The organism is Methylocystis rosea (assembly GCF_003855495.1).
In the GTDB taxonomy this organism is placed as follows: domain Bacteria; phylum Pseudomonadota; class Alphaproteobacteria; order Rhizobiales; family Beijerinckiaceae; genus Methylocystis; species Methylocystis rosea_A.
This window is the reverse complement of record NZ_CP034086.1, coordinates 2,913,799-2,936,593: the sequence shown is the minus strand read 5'-3', so window position 1 is coordinate 2,936,593 and position 22,795 is coordinate 2,913,799. Positions and strand designations below refer to the sequence as shown.

At 62.5% G+C, this 22,795-nt stretch carries 23 protein-coding genes; 20 read left to right on the top strand and 3 right to left on the bottom strand.

All coding sequences use genetic code 11. From position 1 onward, the window contains the following. Window positions 1-58: 58 nt before the first annotated feature. A complete protein-coding gene (locus tag EHO51_RS14240; protein ID WP_124739436.1) occupies window positions 59-295 on the bottom strand; it encodes a high-potential iron-sulfur protein in 237 nt (78 codons plus the stop codon). A 160-nt stretch (window positions 296-455) separates the two neighbouring features. Between EHO51_RS14240 and EHO51_RS14235 the strand changes: the two genes are divergently transcribed. The 12 genes from EHO51_RS14235 (at window position 456) to xth (ending at window position 9,661) form a co-directional block, all read left to right on the top strand. Then, a complete protein-coding gene (locus EHO51_RS14235) occupies window positions 456-815 on the top strand; it encodes an ArsR/SmtB family transcription factor (protein WP_124739435.1) in 360 nt (119 codons plus the stop codon). Further along, window positions 812-1,012 carry a YgaP family membrane protein gene (locus tag EHO51_RS14230; protein ID WP_018406353.1) on the top strand — a complete coding sequence of 67 codons (201 nt, stop codon included), beginning with the start codon at window positions 812-814 and terminating at the stop codon, window positions 1,010-1,012. Before EHO51_RS14235 ends, EHO51_RS14230 begins: the two co-directional genes overlap by 4 nt. 62 nt (window positions 1,013-1,074) lie before the next feature. Further along, on the top strand, window positions 1,075-1,764 hold the full coding sequence (locus EHO51_RS14225; RefSeq protein WP_124739434.1) for a Crp/Fnr family transcriptional regulator: 690 nt from the start codon (window positions 1,075-1,077) through the stop codon (window positions 1,762-1,764). Window positions 1,765-1,861: 97 nt separating this feature from the next. Then, window positions 1,862-3,145, top strand: a complete 1,284-nt coding sequence (locus tag EHO51_RS14220; RefSeq protein ID WP_124739433.1) for an NAD(P)/FAD-dependent oxidoreductase — start codon at window positions 1,862-1,864, stop codon at window positions 3,143-3,145. A 38-nt stretch (window positions 3,146-3,183) separates the two neighbouring features. Next, window positions 3,184-3,342, top strand: coding sequence for a cytochrome oxidase putative small subunit CydP (gene cydP / locus EHO51_RS14215; protein ID WP_124739432.1), 159 nt, complete (start codon window positions 3,184-3,186; stop codon window positions 3,340-3,342). A gap of 19 nt (window positions 3,343-3,361) precedes the next feature. Then, on the top strand, window positions 3,362-4,933 hold the full coding sequence (locus EHO51_RS14210; RefSeq protein WP_124739431.1) for a cytochrome ubiquinol oxidase subunit I: 1,572 nt from the start codon (window positions 3,362-3,364) through the stop codon (window positions 4,931-4,933). A 14-nt stretch (window positions 4,934-4,947) separates the two neighbouring features. Then, entirely contained in the window at window positions 4,948-6,087 is a 1,140-nt protein-coding gene (cydB, locus tag EHO51_RS14205) for a cytochrome d ubiquinol oxidase subunit II (protein ID WP_124739430.1), read from the top strand. A gap of 17 nt (window positions 6,088-6,104) precedes the next feature. Then, the gene (cydX, locus tag EHO51_RS14200; RefSeq protein WP_018406347.1) at window positions 6,105-6,206 is read left to right on the top strand and encodes a cytochrome bd-I oxidase subunit CydX; all 102 of its coding nucleotides are present in this window, start codon (window positions 6,105-6,107) and stop codon (window positions 6,204-6,206) included. Between the two features lie 93 nt (window positions 6,207-6,299). Continuing rightward, a complete protein-coding gene (locus EHO51_RS14195) occupies window positions 6,300-6,485 on the top strand; it encodes a YgaP family membrane protein (RefSeq protein ID WP_018406346.1) in 186 nt (61 codons plus the stop codon). A gap of 130 nt (window positions 6,486-6,615) precedes the next feature. Then, complete coding sequence (locus tag EHO51_RS14190) at window positions 6,616-8,232, top strand: sulfite exporter TauE/SafE family protein (protein ID WP_124739429.1); 1,617 nt, start codon at window positions 6,616-6,618, stop codon at window positions 8,230-8,232. A 70-nt stretch (window positions 8,233-8,302) separates the two neighbouring features. After that, window positions 8,303-8,851: a cytochrome c gene (locus tag EHO51_RS14185; protein ID WP_124739428.1), complete on the top strand. Its 549-nt coding sequence runs from the start codon at window positions 8,303-8,305 to the stop codon at window positions 8,849-8,851. A gap of 24 nt (window positions 8,852-8,875) precedes the next feature. Next, window positions 8,876-9,661 carry an exodeoxyribonuclease III gene (xth, locus tag EHO51_RS14180; protein ID WP_124739427.1) on the top strand — a complete coding sequence of 262 codons (786 nt, stop codon included), beginning with the start codon at window positions 8,876-8,878 and terminating at the stop codon, window positions 9,659-9,661. Here xth and EHO51_RS14175 read toward each other — a convergent pair. Then, window positions 9,640-10,455, bottom strand: a complete 816-nt coding sequence (locus tag EHO51_RS14175) for a sulfite exporter TauE/SafE family protein (protein ID WP_124739426.1) — start codon at window positions 10,453-10,455, stop codon at window positions 9,640-9,642. The two genes, xth and EHO51_RS14175, sit on opposite strands and share 22 nt — an antisense overlap. A 132-nt stretch (window positions 10,456-10,587) precedes the next feature. Between EHO51_RS14175 and EHO51_RS14170 the strand changes: the two genes are divergently transcribed. Then, window positions 10,588-11,475, top strand: coding sequence for an MBL fold metallo-hydrolase (locus tag EHO51_RS14170; protein ID WP_124739425.1), 888 nt, complete (start codon window positions 10,588-10,590; stop codon window positions 11,473-11,475). Between the two features lie 10 nt (window positions 11,476-11,485). Here EHO51_RS14170 and EHO51_RS14165 read toward each other — a convergent pair whose 3' ends face one another. Next, the gene (locus tag EHO51_RS14165) at window positions 11,486-12,373 is read right to left on the bottom strand and encodes a tetratricopeptide repeat protein (RefSeq protein WP_124739424.1); all 888 of its coding nucleotides are present in this window, start codon (window positions 12,371-12,373) and stop codon (window positions 11,486-11,488) included. 393 nt (window positions 12,374-12,766) lie between these two features. Here EHO51_RS14165 and EHO51_RS14160 point away from each other — a divergent pair, with 393 nt between their 5' ends. The 7 genes from EHO51_RS14160 (at window position 12,767) to metH (ending at window position 22,768) form a co-directional block, all read left to right on the top strand. Further along, on the top strand, window positions 12,767-13,144 hold the full coding sequence (locus EHO51_RS14160; protein WP_124739423.1) for a c-type cytochrome: 378 nt from the start codon (window positions 12,767-12,769) through the stop codon (window positions 13,142-13,144). A gap of 157 nt (window positions 13,145-13,301) precedes the next feature. Beyond that, on the top strand, window positions 13,302-13,934 hold the full coding sequence (gene queE / locus EHO51_RS14155) for a 7-carboxy-7-deazaguanine synthase (protein WP_124739422.1): 633 nt from the start codon (window positions 13,302-13,304) through the stop codon (window positions 13,932-13,934). A gap of 2 nt (window positions 13,935-13,936) precedes the next feature. Continuing rightward, window positions 13,937-14,311, top strand: coding sequence for a 6-pyruvoyl trahydropterin synthase family protein (locus EHO51_RS14150; protein ID WP_124740173.1), 375 nt, complete (start codon window positions 13,937-13,939; stop codon window positions 14,309-14,311). Between the two features lie 291 nt (window positions 14,312-14,602). Beyond that, a complete protein-coding gene (locus EHO51_RS14145; protein ID WP_124739421.1) occupies window positions 14,603-16,564 on the top strand; it encodes an acyl CoA:acetate/3-ketoacid CoA transferase in 1,962 nt (653 codons plus the stop codon). Window positions 16,565-17,139: 575 nt separating this feature from the next. Then, complete coding sequence (locus EHO51_RS14140) at window positions 17,140-18,150, top strand: ArsR/SmtB family transcription factor (protein WP_029649453.1); 1,011 nt, start codon at window positions 17,140-17,142, stop codon at window positions 18,148-18,150. Next, a complete protein-coding gene (metF, locus tag EHO51_RS14135; protein ID WP_124739420.1) occupies window positions 18,150-19,049 on the top strand; it encodes a methylenetetrahydrofolate reductase [NAD(P)H] in 900 nt (299 codons plus the stop codon). The genes EHO51_RS14140 and metF overlap by 1 nt, the downstream gene beginning before the upstream one ends. Beyond that, window positions 19,046-22,768: a methionine synthase gene (gene metH, locus EHO51_RS14130; protein WP_124739419.1), complete on the top strand. Its 3,723-nt coding sequence runs from the start codon at window positions 19,046-19,048 to the stop codon at window positions 22,766-22,768. The genes metF and metH overlap by 4 nt, the downstream gene beginning before the upstream one ends. Window positions 22,769-22,795: the final 27 nt, after the last annotated feature.

Sequence of the window (22,795 nt, the reverse complement as noted above, 5' to 3'; positions counted from 1 at the left end):
GAATTTAAGTTCGGGGAAAAGAGGGCGGCGCGCGGCCGCCGAATTCCCGCGGTCCGCGTCAGCCCCAAAGATTGCACCAGCCTCGTGCGCTGACGGGCCCGCTCACGACGCCGCAGCCCGATGGGGCGTTGAACCAGGAGCAGTTGGCGCAACTTTGCCGGCCGTTCGGCGCGCCGCGGTAGGCGGCCGCCGATTTGCTCGACTTTGCTTGCGCGCTCGTTGCGCTCAGCCCAGCGGCGGCCGCGCCCAACAGCAACATCAAGGAGCGGCGCGTGGGCGCGAGACATTCAGCCATTTCACTCTCCCTTCGCAATTCGTCCGTTCTCGGACGATTCCATTAAATTAGAATTGCGTAATATACTGGATTCTTGTTGGCTTGAATGCGACATAAGCGCTCTTCGGAGGAGCCTCTGGCGCGCTTGACAATTATATTCGATAATCGTAATTTAGATATCATGAATGTAAATCTGCTTGCGCTCGCGCCGAAAGCTGCGGAGGCCGAGAGCTTTCTCAAGGCGCTCGCCAATCGCCATCGGTTGATGGTGCTCTGCCAACTGCATGGGGGCGAGCTCTCCGTGACGAAGCTGCAGGAGGCGATCGGGCTCAGCCAATCGTCGCTCTCGCAGCATCTTGCGCGGCTGCGCGAGGACAAGCTCGTCAAGACCCGCCGCGAATCGCAGACGATTTACTATTCCTTGTCCGATGGAAACGTCTCGCGGATCATCGGACTGCTCTATGAAATGTTCTGCGCCGAGCAGTGCGGCAAGCCGGCCAAACCGCGCGCGCGCGCCAAATCGAAGGAACTCACCCGATGAGCATTGATCGCATCATCATGGCCTTCGCCGGGACCATGATCCTCCTGAGCCTGCTTTTGGCGCAGTTGTTCAGCCCGTGGTGGCTCTTGCTCACCGCTTTCGTCGGCGTCAACCTGTTGCAGGCGGCCTTCACGGGCCTCTGCCCATTAGCGATGGCGCTGAAGCGGTACGGCGCCAAATCGGGCGCCGCCTTCTAGACGTCATCGACGATCAGCATGGGTGCGTTATTCGCAGCGCGCCTGAGTGAAGACTTTGGATCGTGAGCGACGAAGGGCAGACGATGCCGTCTGATTGGATCGACGAAACGCCCTCCTTGCGCAGCCTCGACGCGGCGACCAAGACGCTTCTGCGGGACTCCGCCATGCGTAAGCAAATTCCGCGCGGCGCCGTGCTGTTTCGACCCGGCGATTATTGCGCGCACTTTCCGCTGATTGTTTCGGGCTCGGTGCGGGTGCAGCGGGTGACCGAATCGGGGCGGGAAATCGTGCTTTACCGGGTCGGCGCGAACGAAACCTGCATTCTGACGACAGCCTCGCTGCTCTCGGACGACGCCTACGCCGCCGAGGGGGTCGCCGAAACCGACGTCACCGCCTATGTCGTGCCCGCCGATCGGTTCAACGCGCTGATGAACGCGTCGGAAAGTTTCCGTGCGCTGGTGTTCGACGGCTACGGCAAGCGTCTTGCCTCGCTGATGTCGCGTATCGAGGAGATTGTCTGCACGCGCATCAATGTTCGCTTGGCCGAACGTCTTCTCGCGCTGCGCGGCGCCGGCGACAAGATCGCGGCGACGCAACAGGCGCTGGCCGCGGATCTCGGCACCGCGCGTGAAGTCGTCGGCCGTACGCTGAAAACGTTCGAGCGTTCTGGCTGGGTGAAATTGTCGCGCGGCGGCGCCGAGATCGTCAATCTCGCGGCGTTGCGTTCGCTCTGCGACGCTCAACGTGACTAAGTCGCGGACATGCGCGCGATAAGCGCGCATGTCGTCGCCAATGAGCGCAACCGTCAGCGCAAAACTTAATGCGCGCAAAGCGCAAAGGGGGACTGAAATGGCTCATATCGTCGTCATGGGCGCGGGGATCGGCGGCGTCGCCGCCGCGATCGAACTCCGCGAGGGACTTGAAAAACAACATCAGGTCACGGTCGTTTCGGAACTCGAGAATTTCCAGTTCACGCCGTCCAACCCGTGGCTCGCCGTGCAATGGCGCAAGCCGGAAGAACTCAAGGTGCCGCTCGCGCCGGTCTTCAAGAAGAAGAAGATCAATTTCATTCCGGTCGGCGCGAAGCGCGTTCTGCCTGACGAAAACCGTCTCGAACTGCAGAATGGCGAGAGCGTCGCCTACGATTATCTCGTTATTGCGACCGGTCCCAAGCTCGCTTTCGAGGAAGTGCCGGGCCTTGGACCGCATGGCGGACATACGCATTCGGTCTGCACGTTGCAGCATGCCGAGACGGCGTCGAAGGCCTATGAGGAGTTCTGCAAAAATCCCGGTCCCATCATCGTCGGCGCCGCGCCCGGCGTCTCCTGTTTTGGTCCGGCGTATGAATACGCCATGATCCTTTCCACCGATTTGCGTCGGCGCGGCATCCGCGACAAGGTGCCGATGACGTACATCACGTCCGAGCCCTATGTCGGCCATCTGGGTTTGGGGGGCGTCGGCGATACGAAAGGGATGCTCGAGTCGGCGTTCCGCGATCGCGACATCAAATGGATCGTCAACGCCAAGACGACCGCCATTGAACCGGGACTTCTCAAATGCGCCGAGCTTGACGATCAGGGGCAGATCAAGAAAGAGCACGAAGTGCCGTTCAAATTCGCCATGGTGATGCCGGCCTTCAAAGGCGTCGACGCGCTGATGGGCGTCGAGGGACTGGTCAATCCGCGCGGCTTCGTCATCATCGACAAGAATCAGCGCAATCCGAAATATCGAAATGTCTTTGGCGTCGGCGTCTGCGTTGCGATCCCCCCCGTCGAGGCGACTCCGGTGCCGACGGGCACGCCGAAGACCGGCTACATGATCGAGTCGATGGTGACGGCGACGGCGCATAATATCGCCGCGCTGATCGCTGGGCGCGAAGCAAAGGAAGAAGGCACGTGGAATGCGGTTTGCTTAGCGGATTTTGGCGACAAGGGCGTCGCCTTCGTCGCAAAGCCGCAGATTCCGCCGCGTAACGTCAATTGGTCGAGCGAGGGGCGGTGGGTGCATCTCGCGAAGATCGCCTATGAGAAATACTTCCTGCGCAAGGTACGCAAGGGACAGAGCGAGCCTGTCTATGAGCGGTACATCATGAAACTGCTTGGCATCGAACGGCTGCGCCGCGCCTTGTCATAAGGCGGCGCCGCAGCCATGCAACGCTAGGGGATGGGTCGATGCGCACAAGACCATTAGGACGCGAGATCGCCATCGCGCTTGGGTTCAAGCTGCTGGCGCTCATTGCGCTTTACATCGCGTTCTTCGGTCCCGCGCATCGCATCAAGGTGACGCCGGCGCAGATGGCGGAAGCGCTGTCCGCCACCGCGCCGCGCTGACATCGATCAGGAGCTCAGAATGTTCGAATTCGACGTCGTCACGCTCTCGCGCCTGCAATTTGCGCTGACGGCGATGTATCATTTCCTTTTTGTGCCGCTGACGCTGGGCCTCGCGCTGCTGCTCGCCATCATGGAGAGCGTCTATGTGATGACCGGGCGAAAAGTCTGGAAAGAGGCGACGCAATTCTGGGGCACGCTGTTTGGCATCAACTTCGCCATGGGCGTCGCCACCGGCGTCACGATGGAATTTCAGTTTGGCACCAACTGGGCCTATTACTCGCATTATGTCGGCGACATTTTTGGCGCGCCGCTCGCGATCGAAGGCCTGATGGCCTTCTTCCTTGAGGCGACCTTCGTCGGCCTGTTCTTCTTCGGCTGGAATCGCTTGAGCAAGGTGCAGCATCTCGTCGTCACCTGGCTCGTGGCGCTCGGCGCCAATTTTTCGGCGCTGTGGATCCTTGTCGCCAACGCCTGGATGCAGAATCCGGTCGGCGCCGCGTTCAATCCGCAGACGATGCGCATGGAGCTCACGTCCTTCTCCGAGGTGTTGTTCAATCCGGTGGCGCAATCGAAATTCGTGCACACGGTCAGCGCCGGCTATGTGACGGGCGCGATGTTTGTCATGTCGATCGCCGCCTATTACATATTGAACCGTCGTCATGTCGATATCGCTCGCCGCTCGCTGACGGTCGCGGCGAGCTTCGGCCTCGCCTCCGCGCTTTCGGTCGTCGTGCTCGGCGATGAGAGCGGCTATACGGCGGGCGAGAACCAGAAGATGAAGATCGCCGCGATCGAGGCGATGTGGGAGACGGAGCCGCCGCCGGCGTCCTTTACGGTCTTCGGCTTTCCCGATCTCAAGAGCGAAACGACGAAAGACGAAATTCGCATACCCTATCTCCTGGGTCTGATTGCGACGCGCTCGCTCGATAAGCCGGTCGAAGGCGTGAAAGCGCTGGTCGAGCGCGCGGAGACGCGCATCCGCAACGGCATGGCCGGCTATCAGTGGCTTGCGAAAGAAGGCGGTCATCCCAACGCCGTCGTTCCGCCGGAACTCGAAGCCTCTATGCGCGACGTCGGCCATTCGCTGCTCGTCAAGCGCATCAGGCCCGATATCGAGAATGCGACCGACGCGCAGATCCATGAGGCGGCGATGTCGACGATCCCCGACGTGCCGGTGCTGTTCTGGTCGTTCCGCATCATGGTGGCGCTCGGTTTCTATTTCATCGCGCTCTTCGCCGTCGCCTTTTACCTCTCGAGCCGACGACGCTTCGGGAAACCCTGGTTCCTGCGCATGACCATGTATAGTTTGCCCTTGCCATGGGTCGCCGCCGAACTCGGCTGGATCGTCGCCGAATATGGCCGGCAGCCGTGGATCATCGACGGCACGATGCCGACGTTCCTCGGCGTCTCCAACATCCCCGCGTCGAATGTCGCGGCGAGCCTCGCGGCCTTCGTGCTGTTCTACAGCGCGCTCGCTATCATCGATGTCGCGCTGATCGTCAAATATGTCCGCATCGGCCCACAGTCGGATGAGTCTCATCCCTCCGGCGCGCCCGTGTTTCCCGCGCCGGCGCCGGCACAAAACCAATAGGAAAGGCGAAAGCGATGTTCGACTATATGACGCTTCGTCTCATCTGGTGGGCGCTGCTTGGCGTCCTGCTCGCGGGCTTCGCCGTCATGGACGGCTTCGACATTGGCGTCGCCATGCTGCATCCCTTCATCGCCCGCAACGATGCGCAGCGGCGCGTGACGCTGAACACGATCGGACCCGTCTGGGAGGGCAATCAGGTCTGGTTCATTCTCGGAGGCGGCGCCGTTTTCGCCGCTTGGCCGCCGCTCTATGCGGTGTCCTTCTCAGGGTTTTATCTGGCGATGCTGCTCGTCCTCATCGGCTTCATCCTGCGGCCGGTCGCCATCGTATTTCGCGGCAAGAGGGAAGAGAGCGGCTGGCGTGAGACCTGGGACTGGCTGTTCTTCGTTTCGGGATTTGTCCCCGCGCTGATTTTCGGCGTCGCCTTCGGCAATCTTCTGCAGGGCGTTCCCTTTCATTTTGATCAGACGCTGCGCGCGACCTATGAGGGCGGCCTTCTCGGCCTCCTCAATCCCTTCGCTTTGCTCTGCGGACTCGTCAGCGTGACGATGCTTGCCATGCAGGGCGCCGGCTGGCTCAGCGTCAAGAGCGAGGGCGATGTCGCCGTCCGCGCCCGCCGATATGGCGCGCTCGCCGCGATCCTGCTTGTTCTGCTCATTTCGGCCGCTGGATTGTGGACGATGCTTGGCGTCGAAGGTTATCGGATCGTCGGCGTCATCGACCACGCAGGGCCATCCAATCCATTGTCGAAGACGGTGACGCGGGAGACCGGCGCCTGGCTCGACAATTACCGCGCCTATCCCTGGATGATCGCTGCGCCCGCGCTGGCTTACACGGGCGCGCTTGTCGCCGCGCTCGCCTTCGCCTTGTCGGTGAAAAGACTAGCGCTTATCGCGAGCAGCCTGTCGGTTGCCGGCGTCGCGGCGATGGCGGGCTTCAGCATGTTCCCTTTCCTTCTGCCGTCATCGACGCATCCGAGCCAAAGCCTGACGGTCTGGGACGCGTCGTCGAGCAAAGTGACGCTCTCGCTCATGCTCGTCGCGGTGATCGTCTTTCTGCCGATCGTCCTAGCCTACACCAGTTGGGTCTACTACGTGCTGCGCGGCGCAGTGAGCGAGGCGGCGATCCGTCGCGGCGACGATTACTACTATTGAGCGGGAGAAAACGCGGCATGTGGTATTTTTCCTGGATATTGGGGCTTGGGCTTGCCTGCGCCTTCGCCATTCTCAACGCCATGTGGCTCGAGCTCGACGACGACGACAGGCAGAAATAGCAGTCGCGCCTCAAGCGAGACTTAGTCGCTGTGCGATCTCATGCGAGGCGATAGCCTGACATTACGATCGCCGCGAGAGAAGGGAGATTAGTCATGGTAGCCAATATCGGAAGGACCGATCGGATCATCCGCATCGTCGCCGGACTCCTCTTGCTCAGCCTCGTCTTCATCGGTCCGCAGTCGCTATGGGGACTGGTCGGGCTCATTCCGCTGACCACGGCCTTCGTCAACTTCTGCCCTGCTTATAAGCTTCTGGGCATGGATACGCTCGGCAAGTAACTCGGCAAGTAACTCAGAAAATAACTCTGTTCCTCTCGCACAGGCCACGGCGCGAAGATGGAATGAGCAGCGCGGCCGACGCCGGAGCGTCGGTCGTGGTCCGACGCTGCGCGGCGAGGCGTTAACCTAGATGAATGAAACGGCGATCACTTTTCACGCACGCGGCATGCATTGCCACGGCTGCGAACATGTCATCGAGGCTGCGGTTAGAAAGCTCGCCGGCGTGCGCAGCGTCTCCGCCAGCTATCCCACCGAGACGGTCGTCGTCGACTATGACGCTGATGCGACCAATTTCAGCGCCATTCGCAACAGCGTCGAGCAGAACGGCTATCGCGTCGTTCTAACGGAAGAGGCGCAGCGTCGGCGTTCGCCTTTCATCAGATTGGCGATCATCGTCGCCGCGCTTGCCGGACTCGCCGGATTGATTCTGTTCGATACGCGCTGGATCAGCGCAGAGGGCGAACCTGACATCGCCCAGCATATGAGTCTCGGCCTCCTGTTTCTGTTGGGGCTCCTGACAGGCTTCCACTGCGTGGGCATGTGCGGCGCTTTTGTCGTGAGTTATGCGGCGGCCGACGCGCGGGCGGGACGCTCGTCCTTCGTCTCGCACCTCTCCTATGGCGCCGGAAAGACGCTGTCCTACACGGCGATCGGCGCGGCATTCGGCTGGCTGGGCGCCTTCATCGCCTTTACGCCAATGCTGCGCGGCGTCGCCGGAGTCGCGGCGGGCGCGTTCCTGCTCATCTTCGGCCTCAACATGCTGGGGCTCTTCGCGCCGCTGCGCCGCTTCCGGCTCGGACTGCCTGGCCCGCTGCAGAACTGGGTGAACCGCGAGGCCGGCGGCGCGCGCCATCGACCGTTCGTGATCGGTCTTCTCAACGGTCTGATGATCGCCTGCGGACCGTTGCAGGCGATGTATGTCATGGCGGCCGGGACCGGCAGCCCCGTTGAAGGCGCGAAGACGCTCTTCGTCTTCGGCCTTGGAACCTTGCCAGTGATGCTCGCCTTCGGCGCGCTGACGACAGTGCTCTCGGGGGCGGTGACGCATCGTCTGCTGACCGCGTCGGGCGTGATCGTCGTCGCGCTTGGCGCGGTGATGATCAATCGCGGACTGATCCTCACAGGCTCGGGCGCCGATCTCGCGTCGCTGATGACGGACTGGCGAAACCCGGCGCCCGTTGAGTTCGACCAATCACCGCAGGATTCTGCCACGCCGAAGACTCAAACCATCGAGATGGAGGCCAATGGCCTCGGCTTTGCGCCCAGCCGCTTCACGCTGCTGCGCGGCGTGCCGGTCAAATGGGTGATCAATGCGACGCAAGTGACGACCTGCAATAATCGTATCCTGGTTCCATCCTTGAACCTCGAATTCGACGTCAAGCCGGGACGGCAGACGATCGAATTCACGCCGGAAAAGACAGGCGTCATTCCCTGGAGCTGCTGGATGGGCATGTTGCGCGGGGAGTTCGTCGTCGTCGATGCAAAGCCGGCCGCGCCATCTCAGCCATCCGCCCCTGTCGCCTCGGCGGTTCAGGGCGCGCCTCAAGCGACGCAAAGCGCTCCAGCCTCGGCCGCCGTGCCGAAGACCTATACGGTGCGACGCGGCGACACGCTGCGCGCGATCGCCAAACGGCTCTATGGCGACGAAAAACGCTGGCGCGACATCGCCGCCGCCAATCCGGCGCTCAATCATAAAAAGTTGCGCCAGGGCCAAATCATTACTTTGCCCGCTGGCGCGCCGCCGTGACGATTCGTCCCGCGCGCGGCGGCGCCTGGCGCGCTACGCTCGCCGTTGTCACATAAAGGGGGAGGCCAGAATGAGAAGACTTTTCTTCGCTGCGGCATGCGGGCTCTCGTTGTTCGGCGCCGCCGCTATCGCGGGCGACGACACAGACGATCACGGCGCGCATATGAAGCAGATGAATATGGAGCACATGAAAATGTCGCCGAAGATGCGCGACACGCGCCAGGAGGTCGACCTTCCGGCGCCGATGCGCGCGCACATGCTCGCCAATATGCGCGGGCATGCCGAGTCGGTCGCCGAGATCCTGGCGGCCTTGGGCAAGGGCGACGGCGCGGGCGCGGCGAAAATCGCCGACACGCGCCTCGGCATGGCGTCATCCGGCGCCGCGGCGTGCAAGCCGAACGCCAAGAGCGGCGAACTCGGCGATATGCCGGCGATGATGGCGCATCACATGCCCGACGAGATGCGCGCGCTTGGTCTAACGATGCATGAGCAGGCGAGCAAATTCGCGCAGGAGGCGGCCAAGATCGGGCCCGGCGGCGACATGCGTCCCGCGCTTGCCGAACTGTCGCAAGTCGTGCAAGCCTGCAACGCCTGCCACGCCACATATCGTCTCGATTGACGCGCGCGGCGTTGGGAGCCGACGGTGCGCATCGCGACTTGGAACGTCAATTCTGTCAGGCAGCGTCTCGCGCCGCTTCTTGCCTTTCTGCGCGAGGCCGCGCCGGACGCGCTCTGCCTGCAGGAAACGAAGTGCGAGGATCACGTTTTTCCGCGGCTCGAAATCGAAGACGCCGGATATAACGTCGCTGTCCACGGGCAGAAGGGATTCAACGGCGTCGCGATCCTCTCCAAATCGCCGCTTCAGGACGTCACTCTCGGTCTGCCGGGCTTCGACGGCGAGGCGCAGTCGCGCTACATTGAAGCGGTCATCGCCGACGGCGCCGGCGGCGTCATGCGCGTCGCCTCGATCTATGCGCCAAACGGCAATCCGCCGAACACGCAGAAATATCTCTACAAGCTCGCCTTCATGGAGACGCTGACGCGCCATGCGGAGGCGCTGCTTCGCCTCGAAGAGCCGACGGTGCTTGCCGGCGACTACAATGTCATCCCGGAGCCGCGCGACGTCTATGAGGCGTCCGCGTGGCTCGGCGACGCATTATTCCTGCCGCAGACCCGCGCCGCCTATCAGCGCCTGGTCAATCTCGGCTATGCCGACGCGCTTCGAGCGACGTCGGATGAAGGCGGGCTCTATACGTTCTGGGATTATCAGGCCGGCGCCTGGCAGAAGAACAAGGGGCTTCGCATCGATCATCTTCTGCTCTCGCCGCAAGCAGCTGATCGGCTGGCGCGGGTGGAGATCGTCAAATCGATGCGGGCCGGCGAGAAACCTTCCGATCACGTCGCGATCTACGCCGATTTCGCCGCGTGATCGAGTAGACCGAGCGCACCGCCGCTGCGCCAGAGAACATAAAGCGCCACCGCGAAGATGACCGTCGCGAACACGGCGCTCAGCGCCCCGCGCATCTTCGACAGATGTCGCGCCGCCGCAGCCCCGATCAATCCGCCAAATGCGCCGCCGAGCACGAGCGTCCCGGCAAGCTCCCAGTCCACGAGGTCTGAAGCAGCGTAGTTGGCCGCAGTTGTCACCGCGAAGGCGGCGACGGCGACGAGCGACGAGCCGATGGCGTTCAAGATCGGCATGTCGGAAGCAAACATCAGCCCCGGCACGATCAGGAAGCCGCCGCCGATGCCAAAGAAGCCCGAAAGCGCGCCGGCCATGGCGCCAGCGCCGACGAGCCGGGGGAAATTCTCGCGATTGAGCCTGACCGCTGGATAGCCCAGCGCGCCCCGGCGGCGCAGCATCAGATAGGATACGACGACCATCAGCAGCGCGAACAGCGCGAGAAGCTTCTCGCCGTCAATGATCTTGCCGAGCGTCGATCCGCCGAATGCGCCAGCAACCCCGAAAACTGCGAAGACAGAGGCGCAGCGCCACTTGATGGTCCGTGCGCGCGCATGATTGGCGAGACTCATCAGGGCGTTGACGGCGACGGCCGCGGCGCTTGAGCCGATCGCGATATGGGGATTGGGCACGCCGACAAGATAGACGAGAAGCGGCACCGCCAGCACCGAGCCGCCGCCGCCGACGAGCGCCAGCGTAAAACCGACGAGTCCGCCGGAAATCAGACCAAGCACGGCGTCCAGAGGAAGAGCCGTCAGCATGTCGCTCCTTCGCGCGTATAATATTAGCTATTGCTTATTTAGCTATAGCGCATATATCTGACGACGCAAGCAGGAAAAGGCGAAAGCACGAACGAAGAGAAGCGCTTGAGCGCTGCAATGAAGGAGAGATCGATGCCGCAGGCGCCGTCCGTCAGGGCCTTCTTTGACGAGCCCACCAACACGATCACCTATATCGTCAGCGACCCCGCAACGAAGCGCGCGGCGATCGTCGATCCCGTGCTCGATTATGATCCGGCGAGCGGCGTCGCCGATTCGCATTCAATCGACGCGATCCTCGCCGAGGCGGCGCGGGAACGATTAAAAATCGATTGGGTTCTCGAAACTCATGCGCACGCCGACCACCTTTCCGCCGCTCAGATTGTCAAAACGGCGACGGGCGCGAAGATCGGCATCGGCGAACACATCGACAAGGTCCAGGCGATCTTCAAGCCGGTGTTCGGGGCTGAGGACGTAACGGCCGACGGCGGCTGCTTCGACCATCTCTTCAAGGACGGGGAGCGATTCAAGATCGGCGAGCTCGAGGGCGAAACGATCTACACGCCCGGCCACACGCCGGCCGACGTCGCCTATAAGATCGGCGATGCGGTGTTTGTCGGCGACACGCTGTTCATGCCCGACTATGGGACGGCGCGCGCGGATTTCCCCGGCGGCGACGCGCATGCGCTTTACCGATCGATCCGCCGCATTCTTTCGCTGCCCCCGCAGACGCGGCTCTTCATGTGTCATGACTACAAGGCGCCGGGACGAGACGTCTACGCTTGGGAAACAACCGTCGCCGAGCAGCGCGCCAAGAATGTGCAGATCAAGGACGGCGTCAGCGAGGAGGACTTCGTGGCCCGGCGACAGAAGCGCGATCGGGAGCTTGCCGCGCCGCGGCTGCTGCTCCCCTCAATTCAGGTGAACATTCGCGCCGGCAAGTTTCCGCCGCCGCGCGGCGATGGCGCGCGCTTCTTGAGTATTCCGGTGAAGTTCAAGGGCGCTGCGGCCCAAGCCGGTTGAAATCTGAACGTCAGTTGCGTTCGCGCAAATAGCCTTCGAGCATGGTGACGGCCGCGCTACGGTCGGCGTCGCTGGCGGAATTCAGCGCTTCGGCGTGCAAATCCGTGATCCATTGGTCGCGAGTGGCGCCGCCCGCAGCGTCGCGCGCCAGGGTCAGATACATGAGTCCGCGCGCACGCTCCGGCTCGCCGCTCGCCTCGCCGGTGAACATCATCCGGCCGAGCATCGCCTGCGCCTGCGGGTGGCCCTTGCGCGCCGCGAGCTCCAGCCAATTCACGCCCTGGCGGACGTTCTTCTTCACGCCGGCTCCCTCGAGATACATGCGCGCCAGATTGTATTGCGCGTCGGCGTTGCGGAAATAGGTCGCGGCGTAACGGAACAGATCGAATGCGCGATCGAGATCGGGCTTGATCTTTGCGGTTGAAACGCCGTCACGCAGATAGACGCCCACGGCGACAAAGGCGCTCGCCGCCATCGACCGCTCGCGCGGATCCGGCTCGTCGTCGGCGTAGTGATCGACGATTTGGGCAAAATATTCATAAGCCTTGGCGTCGTCGCGAATGACGCCGTCGCCTTCGGCGTACATCCTGCCAAGCTTCCACTTCGCCAGCGGCTCGCCGCCTTCTGCGGCATAGCGTAGCGCCGTCACCGATGTCGCGGCGTCGCCGGCATGGTAGCTTTCGACTCCGGCGCGCAGCGCCTCGCGCGGATCCTTGAATATCGGCAGAGGTTGCGACTCGGCTCTCGCGGCCGTTCGAGGCGCGTCAAGGGCCGGCGCCGGCGCGACAAAAGCCGTCACCAGCATGCCCAGGCTCGTCGCGAAAAGGCAGATCGGCAATGCCGCGCGCTTCTTGCGCCTGAAGGCTGAAATCACGCCCGTATGAACGCTTCCGACCATAATGTTCCGACTTCCTTCAACCCTGAAGACGCCCGACGTCTTTGAGGCCCATACGCCAGCCGTCACCGCCGATCAGCGAGAGGGAAAGAAGGAACCTGCGGCCGAAAGGGAAATCTTTCGGCGCCTGTCTCCGCATCTCGAATGAGCTTGTGACCCGATCACCTTAGCTCAGCTTTTGTGTCTGAAAAGGGGCTGCAGCAGCGACAATCGTGGGCAAGATGTTAATCCGCCGTACTGTTGCAATCAGAACACATGTCTGTTGCAAAAATGCAGCAGCGCCCGCGGACACGCGTCGTCCTGACGCAAGCTTGCAGAAGAGGCGCCGATACCCAGCGAGCCGCGCTTGTGCTTTCATGCGAAGCGAATCGACGGCTCCCGCTTAAGGAAAACCACATGCAGCTTCGACGTCTTACGCTCGCTATGGCCCTCGTCGGCGGGAGCGCCGCTTTCGCAAATTTGGCGATCGCGGCGGGCGACGCCCAGCGCGGCGCGATCGTCGCGAAGCGATGGTGCGCGTCCTGCCATGTGGTGACGTCGGATCAAACCAGCGCCTCGGCCGACGCGCCGTCCTTCTTCGATATCGCCCAGCGCCGAACCGACAAGAAGAAGCTTGGCCATTTCCTGATGGACCCGCATCCGCCGATGCCCGACATGCATCTGTCGCGCAAGGAGATCGAGGATATCGTCTCCTATATCCGCAGCCTCGACCCGCGCCCGCAGCCCGCGCCCGAACCTGACGGCAAGGACAAGGAGCTTCCCAAGAACGGGTAAGAGGCGGCCTCGCTTTACGCCGCGCGGCGTCCGCGCTAGAGCGCGCTGCGAAAAAGTGGATGCCGTTTCGCGTCAAGCGCGCTCTAGAACTTTGAGATCGATCACGTTACTGCATTTGGGCGATTTCGCCCAAATGCAGCGTGATCTAGAGCGAACAATGGCCTACATCGTCAAGGAAGCCTTCAAAACGCTGCAGGGCGAGGGCGTCAACGCGGGCCGCGCCGCGGTCTTTTGCCGCTTTGCCGGCTGCAATCTTTGGAGCGGGCGCGAGGAGGATCGCGCCGCCGCGCAGTGCCAGTTCTGCGACACGGATTTCGTCGGCTTCGCGGGCGAGGGCGGGGGAAAGTTCGCCGACGCCTCGGCGCTTGCCGACCATTTGGCGAGGCTGTGGGGCGAAGGCCGCGAACGACGCTTCGCGGTGCTGACCGGCGGCGAGCCGATGCTGCAGATCGACGAGGCCTTGGTCGCGGCGCTGCATGGGCAGGGCTTTGAGATCGCCATCGAGACGAACGGCACGCTGCCCGTCATCTTTGGGATCGACTGGATCTGCGTGTCGCCCAAGGGCGGCGCGCCGCTGGCCCAGACGCGCGGCGCGGAGTTGAAGCTCGTCTACCCCCAGCAGGGCGTCGACCCCGCCGCTTATGAGCGGCTCGACTTCGCGCATTTTCTACTGCAGCCCATGGACGGGCCGGATGTTTCGCGCAATACGGATGCCGCGGTCAGCTACTGTCTGGCGCATCCGCGCTGGCGTCTGTCTGTGCAAACCCACAAGGCGATCGGGGTGAAGTGACGGTGTCGAGTTTCGAGGTCTTTCGGGAGTTTTACTTTGAGGCGGCGCACGCGCTCTATGATCCCGAGGCTCCAGAGGGCGGCAAATACCGCAATCTGCATGGCCATTCCTTTCGCGTGCGCGTGACCCTGCGCGGCGCGCCCACCCTCGAAGAGCAATGGGTGATGGACCTCGGCAAGCTTGGCCGTAGGCTCGCGGAACTGCGCGAAAGCCTCGATCACTCGTTTCTCAACGACCTCGAAGGCCTCGGGAAGCCGACGCTCGAAAATCTCTGCGCCTACATCTGGCGCGACCTCTCGCCGACATTGCCGGGTCTTGCCGAAGTTGGGGTCTTTCGCGACAGCTGTTTCGAGGGCTGCGTCTACCGAGGCGACTAGAACAGGTTCCGAAAAGGTTGACAGACTTTTTCGATGAGAACCTGCTCCAATACTTAGATCTTGAGCGGTTCCTTATCGATCACATGATTTCATGTGATCGGTAAGCGCTCTAAGGGCCAATCTCCCGCGCATTGGCGAGCTTGCCGCCGAACTGCGGCGCATCGCCGCTATTGCGCAAGAGCGGCCCGGTCTCTACGGTTGAGCGCTCATTTTGTGCAAAACGCCCACCAGAGCGGCGACGTCAACAGTCCGCAACCAATAAAGAGTGGGGAGCGAGGGAACCCTGAGGACATGGCGAACAACAAAGTCATTACCGCCGACGAGGCGATTGCGCTCATTCGCGACAATGACGTCGTAACCACCACCGGCTTCGTCCAGAGCTGCATTCCCGAGGCCTTGCACGCCGCTTTGGAAAAGCGCTTCGTCGAGAGCCAGCATCCGCGCGACCTCACGCTGATCATGACCGCGGGCGCCGGCGACTCCAAGGGCCTAGGCACGGGGCGCTTTCATCACGAAGGATTGCTGCGCCGGGTCATCGCCGCCAATTTCGGCCGCATGCCGAAGGTCGCCCAGGCGGCGCAGGAGAACAAGATCTGCGGCTACAATCTCCCGCAGGGCGTCATCTCGCAGCTCTACCGCGCCTGCGCCTCCGGCCAGCCTGGACTCTTCTCCAAAGTCGGTCTTTATACCTATGTCGATCCGCGCTTTGGCGGCGGCAAGGTGAATGACCGCACCAAGGAGGACATGGTCAAATACCATAACATCATGGGCGAGGAGTGGCTCTTCTATATCGCCACCAAGATCGACGTCGCCTTCATTCGCGGCACCTCAGCCGATCCTTCCGGCAATATTTCGATGGAGCGCGAGGCGCTCGTCCTCGACAATCTCGCTCAGGCCATGGCCGCGCATAACAATGGCGGTCTCGTCATCGCGCAGGTCGAGCGCATCGTCGAACAGGGCTCGATCAAGCCGAAAGACGTGCATATACCGGGCATTCTCGTCTCGGCCGTCGTCGTCGCCGATCCGCCGGAAATGCACCGCATGAATTATGGTGTGATCCACAATCCGGCGCTTTCGGGCGAAGTCCGGGTGCCGGTCGAAAAGTTCGCCAAGATGCCGCTCGACGAACGCAAGGTCATCGCGCGCCGCGCGAGTTTCGAGCTGCCGCCGAACGGCGTCGTCAATCTTGGCGTCGGCGCGCCGGAAGGCATCGCCGCCGTCGCCAACGAAGAAAAGATGACGCCCTACATCACGCTGACGACGGAAGCCGGCGCGATCGGCGGCGTGCTCGCTTCGGGTTCGAGCTTCGGCGCCGCGACCAACGCCGACGCGATCATCCAGCAGAATCAGCAGTTCGATTTCTATGACGGCGGCGGTCTCGACATGACCTGTCTCGGCATGGCCGAGTGCGATCTGCAGGGCAACGTCAACACCTCGAAATTCGGCGGCCGCCTCAACGGCTGCGGCGGCTTCATCAACATCAGCCAGAACGCGCGCCTCGTCGTTTACGCCGGCACCTTCACCAATGGCGGACTGCGCGTCGAAATCGCCGACGGCAAGGTGAACATTCTGCAGGAAGGCCGGAACAAGAAGTTCCTCAACGCCGTCGAGCAGATCACCTTCTCCGGCAAGTTCGCGCAAAAGCGCAAGCAGCCGGTCTATTACGTGACTGAGCGCTGCGTGTTCAAACTCGTCGACAAGGGGCTTGAACTGATCGAAGTCGCGCCGGGGATCGATATCGACAAGGACATCCTGGCGCATATGGACTTCAAGCCCATCATCGAACACGCCGAACTGATGGATAAGCGCATCTTCATCGACGAGCCGATGGGGCTGCTCGCCGACCTGATCAATCTCAACATGTCCGATCGCGTCACCTACGACGCGGACCGCAACATCCTTTTCGTCAATCTCGAAGGCTGGCACGCGCGAACCAAGAAGGACATCGACGATCTGCGCAAGACGCTGATCGAGGCGTCGGACAAGGTCGGCAAGCGCGTCAACTCGGTCGTCAATCACGACGGCTGGAAGATCAATGAGGCGCTCTACGACGATTACGCCGAAATGATCGACTATATGAGCCAGCGCTACTATCTGACGACGACCCGCTATGCGACGAGCGCCTTCGCGCGGCTCAAAATGAAAGAGGCGCTCTCCAAGCGCGGTCTGCAGCCGCATGTCTTCGAGCGGCGCGAGGCGGCGGAGACCTTCCTGGAGGTCGTCAGCAAGGAAGAAGAGAAGGCGCCGGCATAGTCGGCCCAGCGCCTGGTTCCGAGCCTCGCCTTGAAAGGCGAAGGGCCGACCGTTGTGTTAGGCTTTCGCCCGGAACCCATTTTTAGCTGATGGAAAATAAAACAGGCCCCGTGGCGTAAGCTCACGGGGCCATTTGCTTCTCTTGGAAGCTAGTCTGGATTGTCCAGTCTGTGAACGGGCGCCCGACGCTTGGCCTTTGCTTTCGGCCGCCCGGAAGATTGTCGATTGTCTCGGAGGATGGACGGATCAGGCAGCTGCTCCTGCCCGCCCAGTGACCGGAACCAAACGCCGGTCAAATGGTCTGACCCGGTGGCGTCATGCTCCTCTCGCAACACTGCTGCTCGGTTCGGCCCATCAACAGGGGGTGTCTGAGCCTATCCTGAATCGCATTCGCGTCGAGGTCCCGCCCGAGCGAACCTGCCGATCATGCTGTCGGATCGACAGGTGCGATGTAACGAAAAGATGAACCCGGTTTGGGATTCGGTCAAGACCATTCCGCCGTCAAAAAACGGCGACCATGGTTGCGCTCAACCAATTTGACGTATATAGATATCTTTATGTCTCACGGAGCGCTCATGAAGTCCGTCGCCAAATTGGCCCTCGACCCGACGCTCGCGGCGCTGAACGCCGCCGGAGAGGAGACGCGCCTGCGTCTTCTGGCGTTGCTCGCCCAGTCGGAGCTGACGGTCAGCGAGGTCGTGGCGATCCTGGGCCAGTCTCAGCCGCGCGTCTCGCGCCATCTCAAGCTCCTCGTCGAGGCCGGCCTTATCGAACGCCGGCGTGAAGGGGCCTGGGCGTTCTTCCGGCTGTCGCCGGCCGGGCCGGCAGGCGCCCTCGCGCGCGCCATCGTGGGCTGGCTCGAGGCCGACGACGCCCTTCTCGCCGGCGATCGCGCCAGGCTCGCCCAAGTGCGTCACGCGCGCGCCGAGAACGCCGCCCGCTATTTCGCCGCGCATGCCGAGGAGTGGGATCGCATCCGCGCGTTGCACGTTTCCGAGGAGCGCGTCGAAGAAGCGATGCGTCAGGTCGTCGGCGACAGACCGGTGCGCAACCTGCTCGATCTTGGGGCCGGCGCCGGCCGAATGCTTGAGCTGTTCGCGCCCCAGGCGGAACGCGCCGTCGGCGTCGATCTTTCCTCCGCCATGCTCGGCGTCGCGCGCGGCCGCCTCGAAGAGACCGGCTTCGACAATGTGCAACTGCGCCAGGGCGACATCTATGCGCTGCCGACCGAGCGCAACTCCATCGACCTCGCGATCATGCATCAGGTTCTGCATTTTCTCGACGATCCGGGCCGCGCCTTGCGCGAGGCGGCGCGGGTGCTCGCCCCCGGCGGCCGTCTGCTTGTCGTCGACTTTGCCCCGCATCAGGAAGAGGCGCTCCGCGACAAGCACGCGCACCGCCGTCTTGGCTTTTCCGACGCCGAAATCACCGGGCTGCTGGCGCAGGCGGGGCTTGACGTCGTTCAGCGCCGCGAATTGGCGCCCGACGCAAACGAGGGGGCTAAGCTCACCGTATCCTTGTGGCTGGCGCGCGATCCGCGCGTCATCGCCGATCCCATTCCCACTGCATCTTATGAGACAGCCTGATGTTTAACGCTCTTCATCCCACGGCCTCGCCCAATCAGTTTGCGATCTCCTATGAATTCTTCCCGCCCAAAACGCCGGAGATGGAGACGCAGCTCTGGCAGACGATCAATCGACTTGCGGCGCTGAGGCCGCATTTCGTTTCCGTGACCTATGGCGCCGGCGGCACCACCCGCGAGCGCACCCATTCGATCGTCGCGCGCATCGTGCGCGAGACCGAAATGAAGCCTGCCGCGCATCTCACCTGCGTTTCCGCCGCGCGCGAAGACATCGACGCGATCCTGCGCGACTATTGGGACGCCGGCGTTCGCCATATCGTGGCGCTGCGCGGCGATCCGCCGACCGGCGTCGGCTCGCGATTTGAGGCGCATCCGAAGGGCTACGCCCATTCGACTGATCTCGTGAGAGGCATTCGCCGGATTGGCGATTTTGAGATTTCGGTCTCGACCTATCCTGAAGGCCATCCTGAAAGCGCCTCGATCGAACAGGATCTCGACGCGCTTCAGGCGAAGGTCGACGCTGGCGCGACGCGCGCCATTACGCAGTTTTTCTTCGACAATGACGTCTACTTCAAATTCCTCGACAAAGCGCGCGGGCGGGGGATCACCATTCCGATCGTGCCGGGCATCATGCCGATCCGCAATTTCAAACAGGTTGCGGGTTTTGCGCAAAAGGCCGGGGCGAGCGTGCCGCGCTGGCTCGCCGAGCGCTTCGACGGACTCGACGAAGACCCGGAGACGCGCGCGCTCATCGCCGCGACGACCGCCGTCGAACAGGTGATGAGCCTGGCGCGCGCCGGCGTGAATGAATTCCACTTCTACACAAATAATCGCGCCGACCTCGTCTTCGCCATTTGCCACTTGCTCGGCGTTCGTCCTCTTCGCGAAAAGGCTCTTGCATGACCTTCGAGACATCTCACGGCCCGAATATTTTGAAAGCTCTTGACGAGGCGGCGTCGCGCCGGATCCTCATTCTCGACGGCGCGATGGGCACGATGATCCAGCGCCACAAATTCGAGGAGGGCGATTTTCGCGGCGCGCGCTTCACAGATCACGCCAAGGATCTGCGTGGCAACAATGACCTGCTGACGCTGACGCAGCCCGACGCGATCAAGGCGATCCATGTCGCCTATCTCGAAGCCGGCGCCGACATCATCGAGACCAACACGTTTTCGTCGACGACAATTGCTCAGGCCGACTACGGGCTTGAGCATCTCGCGTTCGAACTCAATTGCGAGGGCGCGCGGCTGGCGCGGGCGGCGGCCGACGAAGTCGCGGCGAAGACCGGCGTGCGCCGCTTCGTCGCCGGTTCGCTTGGCCCAACCAATCGCACCGCGTCGATCTCGCCCGACGTGTCGAATCCGGGCTTCCGCGCCGTCACCTTCGACGAGCTGCGCGCCGCCTATAAGGAAGCGGCGCTCGGCCTCCTCGAAGGCGGCGCCGACATTCTGCTCGTCGAAACCGTTTTCGACACGCTGAACGCCAAGGCGGCGCTCTATGCGCTCGAGGACGCGTTCGACGAGGTCGGAACCCGTTTTCCGATCATGATCTCCGGCACCATCACCGATCTCTCGGGCAGGACCCTGTCCGGTCAGACCGCGGTCGCCTTCTGGAATTCGCTCGCCCACGCCAGGCCTTTTTCGATCGGCTTCAACTGCGCGCTCGGCGCCCGCGAGATGCGTCAGCATATCGCCGAGATCGGCCGCATCGCCGATACGCGCGTCTGCGCCTTCCCCAACGCCGGCCTCCCCAATGAATTCGGGCTTTATGACGAAAGCCCCGAATATATGGCGGAGCTCGTCGGCGAATTCGCAACCGCCGGTCTTGTCAATGTGCTTGGCGGCTGCTGCGGCACGACGCCGGACCATATCGCCGCGATCGCCGGCGCCGTGAAAGGCGTCGCTCCGCGCGTGATCCCGATCATCGAGCCGATGCTGCGTCTTTCTGGATTGGAGCCCTTCACGCTCACCAAGGACATTCCCTTCGTCAATGTCGGCGAGCGCACCAATGTCACCGGTTCGGCGAAGTTCCGCAAGCTCATCACCAACGGCGACTATGCCGCGGCGCTCGATGTCGCGCGCGATCAGGTGGCGAACGGCGCGCAGGTCATCGACGTCAATATGGACGAAGGCCTGCTCGATTCCGAACGCGCCATGGTGGAATTCCTCAACCTCGTCGCCGCCGAACCCGACATCGCCCGCGTGCCGGTGATGGTCGATTCATCCAAATTCGCGGTGATTGAAGCCGGCCTCAAATGTCTGCAGGGCAAGGGCGTCGTCAATTCGATCTCGATGAAGGAAGGCGAAGAGAAATTTATCGCCGACGCGCAGAAAGTGCGCCGCTATGGCGCCGCCGTCGTGGTCATGGCCTTCGATGAAAAGGGCCAGGCCGACACCTTCGCCCGCAAGACCGAGATTTGCACGCGGGCCTATAAAATCTTGACCGAGATCGTCGGCTTTCCGCCCCAGGACATCATCTTCGATCCCAATATTTTCGCCGTCGCGACGGGCATCGAGGAGCATGAGAATTACGGCGTCGATTTCATCGAAGCGACGCGCGTCATCAAGCGCGACCTGCCGCATGTGCATGTGTCGGGCGGCGTGTCGAACCTGTCCTTCTCATTCCGCGGCAATGAGCCCGTGCGCGAGGCGATGCATTCGGTGTTCCTCTATCACGCCATTCAGGCGGGGATGGATATGGGCATCGTCAACGCCGGCCAGCTTGCGGTCTATGGCGAGATTGATCCCGAGCTGCGCGAGCTTTGCGAAGACGTGGTCTTGAACCGCCGTAAGGATTCGACCGAGCGCCTCGTCGAAATTGCTGAAAAATTTAAGGGCGCCGCCGGCAAAACCCAGGAAAAGGACGCCGCCTGGCGCGAGAACACCGTCGAGAAGCGTCTCGAATATGCGCTCGTGAACGGCGTCACCGATTATGTCGAAGCGGATGTGGAAGAGGCGCGTCAGCGCTCCACGCGCCCGCTTGACGTGATCGAAGGCCCGCTGATGACCGGCATGAATGTCGTCGGCGATCTCTTTGGCTCGGGCAAAATGTTCCTGCCGCAGGTCGTCAAGTCGGCGCGCGTGATGAAACAGGCGGTCGCCTATCTCATGCCCTTCATGGAGGCCGACAAGAGCGAGCGCTCCACTGCCGGCAAAATCCTGCTGGCGACGGTGAAGGGCGACGTTCACGACATCGGCAAGAATATCGTCGGCGTCGTGCTCGGCTGCAACAACTTCGAGGTGATCGACCTTGGCGTGATGACGCCTTGCGCAAAAATTCTCGAAGTCGCCAAGAAGGAAAAGGTCGATCTCATCGGTCTTTCCGGCCTCATCACGCCATCGCTTGACGAGATGTGCTTCGTCGCCTCTGAGCTTGAGCGCGAAGGTCTCGACACGCCGCTTCTCATCGGCGGCGCGACGACGAGCCGCGTGCATACGGCGGTGAAGATCAGTCCCAATTATCGACGCGGCCAGGCGGTCTATGTCACCGACGCGAGCCGCGCCGTTGGCGTCGCGCAGGCGCTCGTCTCCGACAAGACGCGCCCCGATTATGTCGCGCAGACCCGACTTGAGTATGAGCGCCTCGCGGAGGCGCATGCCCGCGCGCAGGCCGACAAGCTGCGGGTGCCGCTCACGCAGGCGCGCGCCAACGCTTATAAAATTGACTGGGCCGCCTATGAGCCGCCGAAGCCCTCCTTTAGCGGCGCGCGCGCCTTTGCGAGCTATGACGTTGGCGAACTCGTTCCCTACATCGACTGGACGCCGTTCTTCCAGACCTGGGAATTCAAGGGGCGCTATCCGTCGCTGCTCGACGATCCCGAGCGCGGCGAGGCGGCGCGCACGCTGTACGACGACGCCCGCGCCATGCTGAAGCGGATTGTCGAGGAGCGCTGGTTCACGCCCAAAGCCGTCATCGGCTTCTGGCCAGCGAATTCGGTCGGCGACGACATCGCGCTCTACAATGGCGAGTCGCGCAATGAGCGGATCGCGACGCTGCACACGCTGCGCCAGCAATTGCCCAAGCGCGACGGGAAGGCCAATCTCGCGCTCGCCGATTTCGTCGCGCCCGAGGAGAGCGGCAAGGCCGATTACGTCGGCGCCTTCGTCGTCACCGCCGGCGCGGAAGAAGAAAAGATCTCCGCGCGCTACGCCCGCGCCAATGACGACTATGGCTCGATCATGGTCAAGGCGCTCGCCGATCGTATCGCCGAGGCCTTCGCCGAGCGCATGCATGAGCGCGTGCGCAAAGAGTTTTGGGGCTATGCGCGTGAAGAGAATTTCGCGCCCGAAGCGCTGACCACCGAACCCTACGCCGGCATTCGTCCGGCGCCCGGCTATCCGGCGCAGCCCGATCACACCGAAAAGGCGACGATCTTCGATCTGCTCAGCGTCGAAAAACGCACCGGCGTGAAGCTGACCGAAAGTTACGCCATGACGCCGGCCGCTTCCGTCAGCGGGCTCTATGTGGCGCATCCGAGCGCGCATTATTTCGGCGTCGCCAAGATCGAACGCGATCAGGTCGAAGATTACGCCCGCCGTAAGGGCATGGAGGCGCGCGAGGTCGAACGCTGGCTCGCGCCCATTCTCAACTACACGCCTTTAGCGGCTGAAGCGGCGGAGTGACGCGGAGTACTTTGTCATTCCCGGCGG

Bases quoted from the DNA above. Each gene is read 5' to 3' on its own strand.
- EHO51_RS14190 (WP_124739429.1), top strand. From the start codon at position 6,616: ATGAATGAAACGGCGATCACTTTTCACGCACGCGGCATGCATTGCCAC.
- metH (WP_124739419.1), top strand. From the start codon at position 19,046: ATGACCTTCGAGACATCTCACGGCCCGAATATTTTGAAAGCTCTTGAC.
- EHO51_RS14195 (WP_018406346.1), top strand. From the start codon at position 6,300: ATGGTAGCCAATATCGGAAGGACCGATCGGATCATCCGCATCGTCGCC.
- cydB (WP_124739430.1), top strand. From the start codon at position 4,948: ATGTTCGACTATATGACGCTTCGTCTCATCTGGTGGGCGCTGCTTGGC.
- cydP (WP_124739432.1), top strand. From the start codon at position 3,184: ATGCGCACAAGACCATTAGGACGCGAGATCGCCATCGCGCTTGGGTTC.
- EHO51_RS14235 (WP_124739435.1), top strand. From the start codon at position 456: ATGAATGTAAATCTGCTTGCGCTCGCGCCGAAAGCTGCGGAGGCCGAG.
- EHO51_RS14175 (WP_124739426.1), bottom strand. From the start codon at position 10,455: ATGCTGACGGCTCTTCCTCTGGACGCCGTGCTTGGTCTGATTTCCGGC.
- EHO51_RS14230 (WP_018406353.1), top strand. From the start codon at position 812: ATGAGCATTGATCGCATCATCATGGCCTTCGCCGGGACCATGATCCTC.
- EHO51_RS14170 (WP_124739425.1), top strand. From the start codon at position 10,588: ATGCCGCAGGCGCCGTCCGTCAGGGCCTTCTTTGACGAGCCCACCAAC.
- EHO51_RS14165 (WP_124739424.1), bottom strand. From the start codon at position 12,373: ATGGTCGGAAGCGTTCATACGGGCGTGATTTCAGCCTTCAGGCGCAAG.
- EHO51_RS14185 (WP_124739428.1), top strand. From the start codon at position 8,303: ATGAGAAGACTTTTCTTCGCTGCGGCATGCGGGCTCTCGTTGTTCGGC.
- metF (WP_124739420.1), top strand. From the start codon at position 18,150: ATGTTTAACGCTCTTCATCCCACGGCCTCGCCCAATCAGTTTGCGATC.
- EHO51_RS14160 (WP_124739423.1), top strand. From the start codon at position 12,767: ATGCAGCTTCGACGTCTTACGCTCGCTATGGCCCTCGTCGGCGGGAGC.
- cydX (WP_018406347.1), top strand. From the start codon at position 6,105: ATGTGGTATTTTTCCTGGATATTGGGGCTTGGGCTTGCCTGCGCCTTC.
- EHO51_RS14145 (WP_124739421.1), top strand. From the start codon at position 14,603: ATGGCGAACAACAAAGTCATTACCGCCGACGAGGCGATTGCGCTCATT.
- EHO51_RS14210 (WP_124739431.1), top strand. From the start codon at position 3,362: ATGTTCGAATTCGACGTCGTCACGCTCTCGCGCCTGCAATTTGCGCTG.
- EHO51_RS14240 (WP_124739436.1), bottom strand. From the start codon at position 295: ATGGCTGAATGTCTCGCGCCCACGCGCCGCTCCTTGATGTTGCTGTTG.
- queE (WP_124739422.1), top strand. From the start codon at position 13,302: ATGGCCTACATCGTCAAGGAAGCCTTCAAAACGCTGCAGGGCGAGGGC.
- EHO51_RS14220 (WP_124739433.1), top strand. From the start codon at position 1,862: ATGGCTCATATCGTCGTCATGGGCGCGGGGATCGGCGGCGTCGCCGCC.
- EHO51_RS14140 (WP_029649453.1), top strand. From the start codon at position 17,140: ATGAAGTCCGTCGCCAAATTGGCCCTCGACCCGACGCTCGCGGCGCTG.